Origin of the sequence: Chryseobacterium soli (genome assembly GCF_000737705.1) — a bacterium.
GTDB lineage: Bacteria > Bacteroidota > Bacteroidia > Flavobacteriales > Weeksellaceae > Chryseobacterium > Chryseobacterium soli.
On the sequence record NZ_JPRH01000004.1, the window covers coordinates 168,014 to 181,327 of the forward strand.

At 34.5% G+C, this 13,314-nt stretch carries 19 protein-coding genes; 10 read left to right on the top strand and 9 right to left on the bottom strand.

All coding sequences use genetic code 11. From position 1 onward, the window contains the following. Positions 1-29: 29 nt before the first annotated feature. From IW15_RS11050 to IW15_RS11060, 3 genes are all read right to left on the bottom strand, one after another. Positions 30-464, bottom strand: coding sequence for a carboxymuconolactone decarboxylase family protein (locus IW15_RS11050; RefSeq protein WP_034711325.1), 435 nt, complete (start codon positions 462-464; stop codon positions 30-32). A gap of 60 nt (positions 465-524) precedes the next feature. Next, positions 525-965 carry a DoxX family protein gene (locus IW15_RS11055; protein ID WP_034711326.1) on the bottom strand — a complete coding sequence of 147 codons (441 nt, stop codon included), beginning with the start codon at positions 963-965 and terminating at the stop codon, positions 525-527. 223 nt (positions 966-1,188) lie between these two features. Further along, on the bottom strand, positions 1,189-1,680 hold the full coding sequence (locus tag IW15_RS11060; RefSeq protein WP_034711327.1) for a hypothetical protein: 492 nt from the start codon (positions 1,678-1,680) through the stop codon (positions 1,189-1,191). Between the two features lie 252 nt (positions 1,681-1,932). Here IW15_RS11060 and IW15_RS11065 point away from each other — a divergent pair, with 252 nt between their 5' ends. Together IW15_RS11065 and IW15_RS11070 are read left to right on the top strand one after the other, a co-directional pair. After that, complete coding sequence (locus tag IW15_RS11065; protein ID WP_034711328.1) at positions 1,933-3,363, top strand: exodeoxyribonuclease VII large subunit; 1,431 nt, start codon at positions 1,933-1,935, stop codon at positions 3,361-3,363. A gap of 79 nt (positions 3,364-3,442) precedes the next feature. Further along, the gene (locus IW15_RS11070) at positions 3,443-3,928 is read left to right on the top strand and encodes a hypothetical protein (protein WP_034711329.1); all 486 of its coding nucleotides are present in this window, start codon (positions 3,443-3,445) and stop codon (positions 3,926-3,928) included. Between the two features lie 80 nt (positions 3,929-4,008). Here IW15_RS11070 and IW15_RS11075 read toward each other — a convergent pair whose 3' ends face one another. Further along, on the bottom strand, positions 4,009-4,689 hold the full coding sequence (locus IW15_RS11075; RefSeq protein WP_034711861.1) for an XRE family transcriptional regulator: 681 nt from the start codon (positions 4,687-4,689) through the stop codon (positions 4,009-4,011). A gap of 362 nt (positions 4,690-5,051) precedes the next feature. On the opposite strand from IW15_RS11075, the gene IW15_RS22780 reads away from it, so the two are divergent. Beyond that, complete coding sequence (locus IW15_RS22780; protein ID WP_034711330.1) at positions 5,052-5,336, top strand: bacteriocin-like protein; 285 nt, start codon at positions 5,052-5,054, stop codon at positions 5,334-5,336. Between the two features lie 174 nt (positions 5,337-5,510). On the opposite strand, the gene IW15_RS11085 is transcribed toward IW15_RS22780, so the two are convergent. Then, entirely contained in the window at positions 5,511-5,951 is a 441-nt protein-coding gene (locus IW15_RS11085; protein WP_034711331.1) for a nuclear transport factor 2 family protein, read from the bottom strand. A gap of 104 nt (positions 5,952-6,055) precedes the next feature. Here IW15_RS11085 and IW15_RS11090 point away from each other — a divergent pair, with 104 nt between their 5' ends. After that, positions 6,056-6,448, top strand: a complete 393-nt coding sequence (locus IW15_RS11090; RefSeq protein ID WP_034711332.1) for a winged helix-turn-helix transcriptional regulator — start codon at positions 6,056-6,058, stop codon at positions 6,446-6,448. Between the two features lie 407 nt (positions 6,449-6,855). After that, positions 6,856-7,722: a DMT family transporter gene (locus IW15_RS11095; RefSeq protein ID WP_034711333.1), complete on the top strand. Its 867-nt coding sequence runs from the start codon at positions 6,856-6,858 to the stop codon at positions 7,720-7,722. 189 nt (positions 7,723-7,911) lie between these two features. On the opposite strand, the gene arsB is transcribed toward IW15_RS11095, so the two are convergent. Genes arsB through IW15_RS11115 form a run of 4 tightly spaced genes read right to left on the bottom strand, consistent with a single transcriptional unit; the run spans position 7,912 to position 10,442 of the window. Further along, positions 7,912-8,943, bottom strand: a complete 1,032-nt coding sequence (gene arsB, locus IW15_RS11100; RefSeq protein ID WP_034711334.1) for an ACR3 family arsenite efflux transporter — start codon at positions 8,941-8,943, stop codon at positions 7,912-7,914. Further along, on the bottom strand, positions 8,943-9,557 hold the full coding sequence (locus tag IW15_RS11105) for an arsenate-mycothiol transferase ArsC (RefSeq protein ID WP_034711335.1): 615 nt from the start codon (positions 9,555-9,557) through the stop codon (positions 8,943-8,945). Before IW15_RS11105 ends, arsB begins: the two co-directional genes overlap by 1 nt. Positions 9,558-9,590: 33 nt before the next feature. Next, positions 9,591-10,058 (bottom strand): DUF6428 family protein, encoded by a 468-nt coding sequence (locus IW15_RS11110; protein ID WP_034711336.1) that lies wholly within the window; start codon positions 10,056-10,058, stop codon positions 9,591-9,593. 57 nt (positions 10,059-10,115) lie between these two features. Beyond that, positions 10,116-10,442 carry an ArsR/SmtB family transcription factor gene (locus tag IW15_RS11115; RefSeq protein ID WP_034711337.1) on the bottom strand — a complete coding sequence of 109 codons (327 nt, stop codon included), beginning with the start codon at positions 10,440-10,442 and terminating at the stop codon, positions 10,116-10,118. A gap of 135 nt (positions 10,443-10,577) precedes the next feature. Between IW15_RS11115 and IW15_RS11120 the strand changes: the two genes are divergently transcribed. The 5 genes from IW15_RS11120 (at position 10,578) to IW15_RS11140 (ending at position 13,087) form a co-directional block, all read left to right on the top strand. Beyond that, a complete protein-coding gene (locus IW15_RS11120) occupies positions 10,578-10,895 on the top strand; it encodes an ArsR/SmtB family transcription factor (protein ID WP_034711338.1) in 318 nt (105 codons plus the stop codon). Positions 10,896-11,006: 111 nt separating this feature from the next. Continuing rightward, positions 11,007-11,474, top strand: coding sequence for an SRPBCC family protein (locus IW15_RS11125; protein WP_034711339.1), 468 nt, complete (start codon positions 11,007-11,009; stop codon positions 11,472-11,474). A 26-nt stretch (positions 11,475-11,500) separates the two neighbouring features. Next, positions 11,501-12,079 (top strand): YdeI/OmpD-associated family protein, encoded by a 579-nt coding sequence (locus tag IW15_RS11130; RefSeq protein WP_034711340.1) that lies wholly within the window; start codon positions 11,501-11,503, stop codon positions 12,077-12,079. A 16-nt stretch (positions 12,080-12,095) separates the two neighbouring features. After that, a complete protein-coding gene (locus IW15_RS11135; protein ID WP_034711863.1) occupies positions 12,096-12,485 on the top strand; it encodes a DoxX family protein in 390 nt (129 codons plus the stop codon). 41 nt (positions 12,486-12,526) lie between these two features. After that, on the top strand, positions 12,527-13,087 hold the full coding sequence (locus tag IW15_RS11140) for a DUF4256 domain-containing protein (RefSeq protein ID WP_034711864.1): 561 nt from the start codon (positions 12,527-12,529) through the stop codon (positions 13,085-13,087). The last annotated feature ends 227 nt before the right edge of the window (positions 13,088-13,314 follow it).

Below are 13,314 nucleotides of genomic sequence, written 5' to 3' on the forward strand. Positions count from 1 at the left end.
AGTGATAATTCAGATAAAAAATGATTATTCTAACCAGGAATTAATTGGGTGGTAATACCAATTCTATTCCAAGCGTTGATCGTTATGATGGCCAGAATCACCTGGGCCAGATACGTTTCTCCCAAAGCTTCCAGCGCTTCCTGGTACGTTTGATCTTTTACATGATTACTGATCAGAGTAACTTCCTCAGTTAAGGCTAATATCGTACGTTCTTCTTTGGTGAAAAAGGGAGTATCACGCCATGCGTTAAGGGCATAAATACGTTGTTCCGTTTCACCGGATTTTCGGGCTTCTTTTGTATGCATATCAATACAAAATGCACATCCGTTGATCTGTGAAGCTCTGATTTTTATCAAATCCTTATGTGTTGCTGTAAGGGGAGTACTTTCAATGAATTTTTCAAGACCCAGGATGGCTTTGTAGCCTGCCGGTTCTGCCTGATCAATTTTAATACGTGTTGCCATTTTATTATTATTTTATATTTGTTTTATCAGATGTAAATACTTTCTAAAAGAATGGGAGCATTATTTACCTTTAAAAAAATTGTCCAGGCTCCATTCATAATTGGGAATACGGGAAAGCAGGAAACTTGCAGCCGTTGCTGTAAAGACTCCAAAATTGATCGGTTTTTGTATCCCGACAAAAAGAGTCATAAATACAATAAATGTGAGCGTCAGTAATGAGCCCGCTATCGCAGCATATTTTGTTTTAAAACCTATGATTAAAAGGACGCCGATCACCAATTCACATACAGTAGCAATTCCGCCCATTACATTGACCATCGGTCTGTCTAAAAAAGGCATGAGCGTTGTCGTGTAACTAATGAAATTATCCCAATTTCCCCATTCTACATTTCCCGTACCTGCTGGTCCTAAAAGTCCTAATCTGTCTGAAACCGGTGTTAAAAATGTAATCCCTAATGCAAACCTTAACAGAAACTGTGGAATTTTAAATGAATCCTTCATAAATCTTGTATTTTATTGGCACAAAAGTAGGAACATTCTGAACCATGTTATAGATCCAGATTTGTCAAATTACATGGCCCAGCAAAATAATATGATTTAGTAGTATTTCAGATATTTTTAAAAGAAAAAAGAGCTATATTGATGTTCAACTATAGCTCTTTTTATATGGTAATGAGAATATTGTTATGGTCTTTATGCCGTCTTATCCTCCAGGTTTTTCTTATTACTTTTTAATGCCAATGGCTTTTAAAGCTGCATGTGTTAAATATATTTCTTCAAAAACAGTAAAGGACTCAATATCTTTAAATGTTGGAGACCTTAAGTCACTTTTATTAAAAGTCAGTTCAATAGAATCATCATAGTTGGCTACGATTCTTACCACAGAATATCCGTTATAATCAATCCTGAATTCTTCAAAAAAACATTTTTGTTCGGCCTTTTGATATATTTTGTGTTCTTCAGATCCAACCCCTTCATCATCTTTTCCATTGTTATGTTCAAGGGTTTTCCAAATCGTATAATTTTTGGGCATTTTCAGCACATTTCCTTTCGGATCTACAGGTACAAACATTCCAAGCGTTAGCGGTTTTTTAAGGAAATTAGCATAATTATTCATCAAGGCTAATGTTTGTAAATCAGCATATCCTTCGTGCGAATAATATTCAATCACAAAGGTTGTCATAGGAATCAGCTTGTGAGACGCTTCAGTCGGCATAACCAGTATTTTTTTTTGAGAAATAAATATAATATTTTTATTTCTTCTTCCAGCCTCTATTTACAGCTTTCCGATTATTCGTGGTAAACTGTTAATTAAACAACAGTACAGAGCTCTGAAGAATGAAATTTATTTTCAATATATTTTATGATTTCATAGTATTTTTTTCAACAAAAGAAAATAATATATTTGCAGATCACCATTGAAAATAAATACTTCAAGAAATTTTAAACTCTTGGGTATACCCATCAAATGTCAGATAACGAAATTACTTACCCCATTTATTCGCCGGCTTCAGTCATTGGGCTTTTCAGCAATGCATTAAAACTGCCTGCAACGGTAAATCTCATTTACCTGAAAGGAAAATATTCTTACGGCGGCGGTAAAGCCTATGGGAATTATTATTATGACTACCTGTATTCTGAAGGAGACAACACCAGCATAGGAGTTCGAATATCGTCTTTGATGCGAAGTACAATCATCAATAATGAAATTTACACCTTAAAAGGATTCATAGAAAAAAGTATAAAAAACTCAAGCATAGAACTTCGTTTTGTTGTTGATGAGATCATCCAGCAGGAAGAAAAAGCAATATCAGAAGAAGAACTGCTGCGTTATGAACTGATCCAGAAAAAGCTGGAAAAAGGATCGAAAGATCTGGAAACGGTGATCAGAGATAAAATCCTGAAAAATGAAGAAATAAGAATCGCCAATATTTATGGGCATAATGCCATTGTTCAGAAAGATTTTAAAGAAGGTCTGGATGTATCACAGGCTTTTTTTCATATTTCAGAATATACCTGCAATATCACGTCTTCTACTTCTATTCTGTCAAAATTAAGTGAGATCACTGCACTGGATTACGACATTATTGCCTTAGTAAGAGGAGGGGGCGACCGGCAAAGTCTCGAAGCGTTCAATGATCTGAAACTGTCCGAAACATTTATTGGTCTCAATACCGTTACTATTACCGCTATCGGCCATACGGTTGATGAAACATTATTAGATAAGCTTGCCGACAGAAGATTCTATCTACCTCATGATTATGGTGCCGGACTTCATTCCATTATCGAAAAACTTTCCCATGAAAAATCTAATTCCAGAGCTTTACTTATTGAAGAAGTGAAAAAAGATATGGTAAAGCAGTTTCTGGAACAGGTAACGACCTTGGAAAAGCAGCTGAAGAATAAGAATGACGAATTCACAGAAGCTCAAAAAGCATTTAAAGAACAGGCTGAAAATCAAAACAAAGCTTTTACAGACCAATTAAAACTCCGTAATGAAGAAGTGGAAAAATTAAAAAAAGACCTTTCCGAGAAACACGGGGAACAGCTGAAAATGCTTTCCGAACAGCTGGCAAAAAAGAACGATGAATTCCAGAAATTTCAGGAAGCATCCGCAAAGCAGGCTCAGGATGTACAGAAAAATTTCCAGGATCAGCAGAAGCTGCGTCAGGAAGAAATGGATAAATATAAAAAGGAAATCGCCTCTCTTCATGAGAAAAATATACAGTCTGCCGTGAATGAGAAAACAGCTACTTTAGATGCTAAGCTGGAAACCTATCAAAAGGAAAATACACTGCTTCAGCAAGAGCTGAATACTCATAAACCCAATTATACAAAGCAGATTATTTTTATCATTCTGGCTCTTATTGCAGGAATTATTATTGCTAAAATTCTATAAAAATCAAACATATGTGATTTAATTTAAAAGAACTATATTTACCAGTAAGCATTATTTCTTTAATTAAAAACTTAAACATATGTCATTTGTAACAGCAGAAGGAGCTAGAAAAGCTCAGTTATCCAAATCTGAAAGGCTACCGATTGCGAATGCAATGTTATCAGGTGCAGAAAATATTTCAAAATACAACAGTGGAGTATGCCACGATGTGGTAGGATACGCATTATACATGCTCGGTTCCGGAATAGCTCCCGATGATTTGGTTGAATTATACGGGCAAAAGTGGCTGAATAAATTCAATTACTCCGGAGGGCAAAAATGGAATGGATATTCTGTTATTCCAAAAGGAAAAGCGATAGGCTTTTATAGGCTTATTGATAAAACCTGGTTTCATTCAGCGATAAGTACGGGAAACGGAAATGAAATCCGTTCAGTAAATGGATTGGCATTGGGAACCGCATGGTCTGTACCTGTAGATTTAAAATGGGTATTGGGAAAAATAAATCCGGATGGAACATTCAATTATGACGGAACCAAAATAGAGGTGTACATCTCTTCTTTATAAGAACTAATTTCCATTACTTACAAAAGAAAAGCCGTTTCAATCAGTAATAAACGGCTTTATATATTTATATATTATAAGGATTAAAAATCCTCTGGAAAAATCCCTGAAGCATATTGCCATATTTCAAGAATGTCTTCTAAAGGAATCTCATACGGATCATAAAATGAATTGTCCGCAGCTACAGTAATCGAATATTCTTTTTTCCCTTTGAATCTTTTATAAGTAATACCATCGTTGGAAGTCACAAAAACATAGGTTTTCCCTTCTTTAAGCTCACTGATGCTTTCAATATATTTTCCGATAATAAAAGAGCCGTCTTTAAATGGCGGCATCGAATCTCCATCAGCAGGAAACGCCCTGAATTTCCCATTTTTAAGAAACGGAAAAGAAATTCTCTGCAACCCTTCAATGTATCCGGGATCACTGTACCCCGCCAAATATCCCATGGATGCTTTCTGGGAAACAATCTCAATGCTTTCATTTCCTGCCTGGTCTACTACAATCGGCAATACAATCCTGTTATCCGGAAGTTTCAGCATGTCTTCCAAAGGATATTTTGTAATGTCTACAGACAGTAAAAGATCAATACTGACATGAAAAAATTTGGACATTTTAATCAGTACGTCGATTGGGGGCCGGGATCTTCCGTTTTCATAGGAAATATATCGTGATCGGGTAATTTGTAAATGTTCGGCTATTTCACGTTGAGTTTTCCCCTGTTTACCTCTCAAAAGCCTTATATTATCTGAAAAAATTGACATTGTTAAAAATTAGAACGGTAAAAATACAAATACTTTAAAGATAACGCCAACTTTAGAGCTTATAAACTGATGCCTGGAAGCTGATAAAACCCCATAGATTCAGTAAATTTTGAAATCCTCTGCTTTTTATCTTCTAAAAAATTATCAAAGCTGGGAAAACCATTCTTTTTGAAATTCTCATTTAATAGTAAGAAAATCAATCAAATAACCGAAATAATTCACATAATGACATATTCATTAAATTGCGTTTATATTAATGAAATATTAAATTATAAAAATATTTTATTATTTTTTTCGAAAACATATTGATGTATTGTTATTATTCATATCTTAGTGATGTAATAATCATACAAATTTATATCATGAAAAATTTAAAAAAACTAAACAGAAACGAGATGAAAGCTATCTCTGGAAACGGATTATTTGATAATATCGGTGGCGTAGTAGGCGGCCTTGGTGGTGCTATCGGCGGTGCAATAGGAGGTGTAGGAGGAGTAATCGGCGGTGCTATTGGCGGCATTGGTGGAGTAGTTGGCGGTGTAGTAGGAGGCCTAGGTGGTGTTGTAAGTGGTACTCTATGTAACGTACAGTGCGTTATCAATGGAGTAGTACACATCCAGGTTCTTTCATGTGGATCCACTTGTTAAGATTAGTAATGAATTTATAAGGTATACCGCTCTGAAAAGAGCGGTTTTTTTTATGGGTTATTCCAATTTACAAATAAACATTTTTTTCAATTATAACCATAAAAAACTCCTGCAAAAATGCAGGAGGTAAAATTTAAAATATAACTAATTATTGATCTGCAGAGAGATTTTGACTTACTGATTAAGTAATCTGGTTTCAATAATCACAAAATAACCAACCCGGTCTTTTATTAGCCATTTTCCGTTTTGAACCACATAATAATCTTCATATTTTACATTATAATCAGTCAGAATATCTTTTCCATTAACTTCTCTTATCATTTTAATTTGAGTAAAAGATATTCCTGTAGCACTGTCACTCCCGATTTTTACAGTGTGCTGACCATTTAAAGTGAAATAGGTTTTTACTTCAGAAGCATGTCCATTGAAACTTATTTCCATATTTTCTTTTCCCGAAACATCGGCCACCAAAGCTCCGCCCATATAAACTTTGTAAGTAACATCTGCTGTAAAAAGATCCATTACCTCAGAGATTTTTTTTTCATCTCCTAGATAAGCATAATCATCAATTAAATTTCTTAAATCTTCTTTTGTTTTTAAAATTTCTAGTGTCATAATGAATTGTTTTTATTTTCTTGCTAACAAAATTATACTATATTTGCTTACAATTTATTAGTTGTTACCTAAAGGTTATTAACTAATTATTTAATAACTGCCACATGGAAAGAAATAATTTAATTGAAGTTAATAAAGAATTTACCGATGAATGTCATACGGTTTTAGACGCTGTTAGTGATGCATTGTATGCAATTGGCGGTAAGTGGAAACTGATGATTATCATTGCTATGGCTCGGGGAAACAACCGGTTCGGAGAACTTCAAAAAAATGTAAAAGGCATTTCTGCTAGAGTTTTATCAAGCGAATTAAAAGAACTAGAACTTAATGGTTTTATTATTAAAAAAGTTTCTGTTGGATATCCGGTGATGATTGAATACCAATTATTACCATACAGTCATACTTTAGAAGAACTTGTAGGAGCAATGACAAGATGGGGAATTCAGCACAGAGCAAAAATAAAAAGTGAAATGTCTGCAGACAGCCGACCATCATAAAATCAAAGATTATTAAGAGGTTTTCTTCTAGAAATGCATCTTAATAGTTTTATAAGCCGATTCTAAATTTTGATGTAAAATACTAACAATTAATTCTTTTTCAATTATGATAACATGTTCAATTTAACATAATATAAATTATAGGATAAAATATATTCTAAAGATTATCTACTTATCTTACCTAATGACAGCTTTTATAATCTTGTAAGCTTAAAAAATATTTTTCTTATATTTGAGCTAGAACAAATAAATATGAACCGCGCGAACTGTCTGCCTCCTCCGGCACCTTAATATTTTCAAATTGCTTTGAAGTATACTTATGTTGTTAATTTATTAACCACTCATATTGTTATACTTCAGATTCTGATAAAAAAATATTAATTCAAAATCTTTACAGTTCATTCTCAATGAAAAAATCATATTTATTATTACATCTAGCCGTGATACTGGCCGGCTTCACAGGCATATTCGGAAAACTAATCACTCTTAATGAAGGATTGCTGGTCTGGTATAGACTCTTATTTTCCTCAATCATATTATTTGTTATTCTAAAACTGCTGAGAATCCCCTATAACGTCTCCAGACAGGAAAAGATCCGTATAATGAAAGCTGGGCTGCTTATCACGATGCACTGGCTTTTTTTCTATGCCAGTATCAAATATTCCAATATTTCGATTGGTGTAGTCTGCTATTGTCTTACCAGTTTTTTTACTGCTGTATTCAAACCTTTAATCGACAGTGAGAAGTTTAAGATCTCAGAGCTCCTTCTTAGTACATTAACTTTATTGGGGATCAGTCTGATCTTTCATTTCGATGCCTCTTACCAGCTGGGAATTATTTTAGGGATTATATCTTCTGCTTTAGGAGCTCTTTACACGATCTACAATAATCGTCTGGTCAGGCATTTTGATACTAAGGTGATTAACTTCTACCAAATGATTAGCGGAACCTTATGTCTAGGAGCATTTTTGCCCGTTTACCTTGTTTTTTTTCCGTCTGATAGCATAATACCTGACTTAAAAGATGCAGCATATTTGGGCCTTTTAGCACTTTTTTGTACTGTAGGCTTATATGTGGCTTTTGCGGAAGTTTTGAAAAAAATTCCGGCATTTACCGTTAACTTAACTTTTAATCTGGAGCCTGTTTATGCAATCATTATGGCATTTTTATTCTTTAATGAAAGCAAAGAAGTTAATGGTGCATTTTACATAGGACTCTCATTTATAATTATTTCCGTTATCTTACAAACCTTTATTTCAATAAGGAAAATCTAACTGTTACACAGCCCTCATTATGATATATGAGGGCTTTATATTATGTTAAATTGTAGCAGTATTACTTTACGTCATCAGCTTCTGCTTCCAAATAGTAAATTATTTCAGCTTTGTCTTTTTTCAGATTTTAAATAATTTAATCCAACATAATCATCTGTGGAATTTGTATAATCTGTGGTAAAATATTTCTTAATGATAATATTTTTTCTTCAACCATAAGCTTAGCCTTACCAAAAGTATCAATACCGGAACTTCTATCAAAGGACCAATAACTCCTACAAATGCCTGAGGTGAATTAATCCCGAATACCCCTATTGCAACAGCAATTGCTAATTCAAAATTATTTCCAGTAGCAGTAAATGCAATAGATACATTTTTGTCGTAAGGAACTTGTAAAGACCTATTGATAAAAAAACTCACCAAAAACATCACAATAAAATAAATGACTAACGGTATTGCTACTTGTATAACATCCATCGGTAATTCTATTATTTTGTCACCCTTCAGGCTAAACATCAAAATAATGGTAAATAATAATGCATATAAAGTAACCGGGGATATTTTTGGGATAAATTTTGTGTTGTACCATTCTGTTCCTTTTGATTTTACGAGAAAATAGCGGCTTAAGAAACCAGCAAGAAAAGGAATTCCCAGATAGATCAATACACTTTCTGTGACATCTTTCATCGATACCGTAACATTGAAATTGGCAATTCCCAATTGCCGTGGCAATACATTAATAAATATCCAGACAAAAAAACTGTACGTAAATACCTGAAAAATACTATTTAAAGCAACCAATAAAGCGGCATATTCCCTACTCCCTTTTGCGAGGTCATTCCAGACAATTACCATGGCAATGCATCTTGCAAGACCAATGAGGATCAAACCGATCATATAATCAGGTTCATTTTTCAGAAATAATAATGCCAGTATAAACATGAGAACAGGACCAATAATCCAATTCAGGATCAGTGAAATGCTGATTACTTTTTTGTCTTTAAATGCTATGGGAAGTAATGAATAATCAACCTTTGCCAGTGGCGGATACATCATCACTATTAATCCTATGGCCAGCGGAATATTGGTAGTCCCTACTGATAAGGCATTAATGACTTTTGAAATGTCAGGAAATACATATCCTAATCCTATCCCCACAGCCATGGCAAGAAATATCCACAAAGTAAGATATCGATCTAAAAATTTCAATTTTGGCTCCATTATTTGGTGTTAATCTGTGAAAAAACATATCTTATTTCTGCACCTATCTGCAGACTTGTCTCTTGGTATACTTGATCCTGTTCAATGGTACCATCAGAGATTTTCGGGTCTTCAAAAGGAAGGGAAATTCGAAGATCAGCACCGGCAATAAACGGGCATCCGCTATCAGCTTCCGAACAGGTCATTACTGCTATAAATCCGTTTGCGGGATTGAACTCATCGTCATACTTTTTAGAAAAAGCGATTACAGGATGTGAGTTTTTATTATACTTAATAGCATACATAGGATTCTCGGTATCGGCTATTTTCTGAATTCTAAATCCCTGTTCAGAAAGCGTTTCTATAACTTTAGGATACACAGCTGTACCTTCTGTACCTCCTGAATAACAGGCAATTTCACGAATGTTATAATAAAAACTCATCGCTTGTGCCCAAACCTGTGTCAGATGGCTTCTTCTGGAATTATGGGTACATATGAAATTAAGATGGACCGCTTTTCCGATTTGGATTCGTTCCCGAATGCTATCTGCTAAAGGGCGCAGCATTGATTTTCTTTCTGCACTTATTTCATAATTCTTTAAGGATTCTATTGTTTGTAATAGTTTCAAATTCATAGGCTTTATATATTAGGCATGACAATCGATTGGTTAGCAGCATCCTGATCCCGGAGCACAGTTTGAAGTTGAAGAAGAATTCGAATTTTCAACATTAACCTTTGCTGCAGGAATCCCACACGCTTCCTGGGCCAGACAGGCAGTCGTTTTATTAAGGAGTATAAAGTTTTTTCCATTAAAATCTAAATCATATCTTCCAATGGTAGTATTCTGAAACTCAACTTCAATTTCATTATCTTCAATTCCTAGTTTTTCTTCTGATAGCTTAATGATATTGAGAAGTTTAGTCGGTTTTAACCGATGCTCAAAGTCATCAGCATTCCATAGCTGGAAGTTAACTGCTTTTTCATTCCGGACTGTTCCGCCACAATCTATAAACTCTTTTGTTACTGTACCGACTTCTGTTACATGAAAATGCTCAGGGACGAAAGTTCCGTTTTCCAATTGAAATTCTACATTCTCTAATGTGGTCAGAATTTCTTTAATTTCAGATAATTTCATAAGTTTTTATTTATTATTCAATCGTAATATTGCGATAATTAAGAGCAAAAAAAATGCTTAACAGCACTTTTGGTGGGTCACTGTAGTGATGATTCTTGAAAAATAAGTATTCACCATTTCAAAAGTCTTTTCATTAATACAGTAACAAATAGCAGTTCCTTCAATGTTTCCTTTGATCAGTCCGGCATTTTTTAATTCTTTTAAATGCTGGGAAACCGTAGCTTGTGCCAATGGAAGCTCATTCACGATATCTCCGCAAATACAGGTATTTACTTTTAGCAAATATTCAATAATCGCTATTCTGGCCGGATGCCCCAACGCTTTAGCAATCGCTGCCATTTGGTTTTGCTCATCAGTGAAATGTTCTGTTTTTGTAGTGCCCATCTTCTAATTATATATCGCAATATTACGATATAACATATTGTTGACCAAATTTTATCTTCTATTCTTTTAATTTTTTTATAAAATATTTGCGTAGTCAAATAACTTCATTTAAATTTGTAGTCAAATAACTACACTATGAATTTAAGAAGAGATGTTTTTCAGGCTATTGCCGACCCTACCAGAAGATCAATCCTGATGCTGGTGGCCACACAATCTATGACGGCCGGTGCTATCGCTTCCAATTTCGACACTGCTAGACCTACCGTTTCCAGGCATCTTCAGATTCTTACAGAATGTGAATTATTGAGCCAGGAACAAAACGGACGTGAAATGATTTACCATCTTAACCCAAACAAAATGAAGGAAATTGCTAATTTTATAGAGCCATTCCGCAAAATGTGGGACGATCGGTTCAATACTCTGGAAAGTGTAATGAAAAATTATAAAGCATAATATTTTGTAAGACCTGGAGTTTTAAATTTAAGTTGTTTATCAACAAAACCTCCATCTTCTAAATACTAAATACTAAAAACAAAACACCAAAATATTAAACACCCACACAAAATGGAACTCAAAACTAAAATCCACGCGGAAGATAACAAACAGGAAATCCTGATCACCAGAGAGTTTGATCTTCCGGTAGAACTCCTTTTCAAAGCATATACAGAGTCCGATATTGTAGAACAATGGATGGGAACTAAAGTCTTGAAACTTGAAAATAAACCGCATGGCGGCTACCAGTTTGAAACTTCAAATCCTAAAGGTGAAGTTGTTTTCCGGGCCAATGGAACCATCCATGAATTTCTCCCGGATCACAAAATAACCCGGACTTTCCAGATGGAAAATACCCCTTTTCCCGTTCAACTGGAATTTTTAACTTTTGAAAAAATCACTGATAACACCAGTAAAATAACCATTCATACGATCTATCAATCAGTAGATTACCGGGATAAAATCCTGAAACTTCCTTTTGCCCAAGGATTGAATATGGCTCATAATCGCCTGCAGGAAATTGGGAATACATTGAAATAACAGTCTATCTTTTAACACCAATAATTATGAATCCAAAAGCAGATTTCTTTTTCGATCAGGCCAAACAATGGCAGCAGGAGTTTGAAAAATTAAGATCCATTGCACTGGACACCGGACTTGAGGAGGAAGTAAAATGGGGATGTCCGTGTTACACCTATCATGGGAAAAATATTTTTTTAATCCACGGATTTAAAGAATACTGCGCTCTACTTTTTTTTAAAGGAGCATTGCTGAATGATGCTGAAAAAATACTGATTCAACAGTCTGAAAATGTGCAGGCTTCCCGACAGATTCGCTTCACTAGTCTTCAGGAAATTACTGATCTGGAAAAAGCAATAAAAACGTATATGTATGAAGCCGTTGAAGTGGAAAAAGCCGGATTAAAAGTAGTATTAAAAGAAACAAAAGAATTCGAAATGCCTGAAGAATTTCAACATCAACTAGATGAAAATATTGAATTAAAAACAGCTTTCGAAGCACTAACTCCCGGAAGACAAAGGGCTTACCTACTCTACTTTTCAGCGGCAAAACAATCTAAGACCCGCGAGTCGAGGATTGAAAAATACATTCCACAAATCCTTCGTGGAAAAGGAATTAACGATTAACCATATACTTCCAATCATGAAAACACACACTCAATTCCGAAAAAGAAACACTATTATTTACTGGTTTTTCACAGCATGGCTATCATTAGGAATGTTCTCAACAGCAGCTGTACAACTCCTGAAAAATAAAGATGAAGTAGAAAACTTTACCCATCTGGGATATCCACTGTATCTTATGACTCTTATTGGAATATGGAAAATATTGGGTGTGATTGCAATACTCATCCCCAAAAGACCCTTATTAAAAGAATGGGCATATGCCGGATTTTTCTTTGTAATGTCCGGAGCTATTATTTCCCATATCGCGTCAGACCACAATTTTAGTAAAATATTTGCATCGTTGCTCCTTCTTGTTCTTACCATCATATCATGGTATTTCAGACCGGCAGAAAGAAAAATGATTTAATATATTTGAATACAGATTTAAAATACACCAAAACTAATCTTATGAAAAACAATAAAAAATTATCTACCGAACAAGCCCAGGATTTATTAAAAATATTAAAAGCGCGTTTTGAGAAAAATATAAAACGACATAAAGATCTTGACTGGAAAAAAATTCAGGCAAAATTAGAAGCTTCACCCGAAAAGCTCTGGTCTTTGAATGAGATGGAACAAACGGAAGGTGAACCAGACGTGACAGGTTACGATAAAAAAACTGACGAATATATATTCACCGATTGTTCTACTGAAAGTCCGAAACGCAGAAGTCTCTGTTATGATAAGCAAGCCTGGGATTCCAGAAAAGCAAACAAGCCAGAAAGTAACGTGATTGATAGAGCGACAGAAATGGGAATTGAATTATTAACAGAAGAACAATACCGGAAACTCCAAGAAATAGGAAAATTTGATTTGAAAACTTCCAGCTGGGTACAGACTCCCCAAAATATCAGAAATCTTGGAGGTGCGATTTTTTGTGACCGTCGTTACGATATGGTTTTCATGTATCACAACGGAGCAGATTCTTATTATGCAGCGAGAGGTTTCAGAGGAATGTTAAAAGTTTAATTCTTTCAGTTTATAGCTTCACTAAATCTTGTACATTGAGAAAACTCTCTTTTTAAAATCTGCAAGATCAGCTTGATTAGCGAGAGCAAAAATAAATTACCGAAATTTTATTCTTTAAGATTTTCACGCTGATTTTGCAAATTGAGCAGATTCTTTTTTCGATCTGCGCAAATAAAAAAATTACATCCAATTTCATGTTTTCTGAATCGCTCGCAGATTTTGCAGAT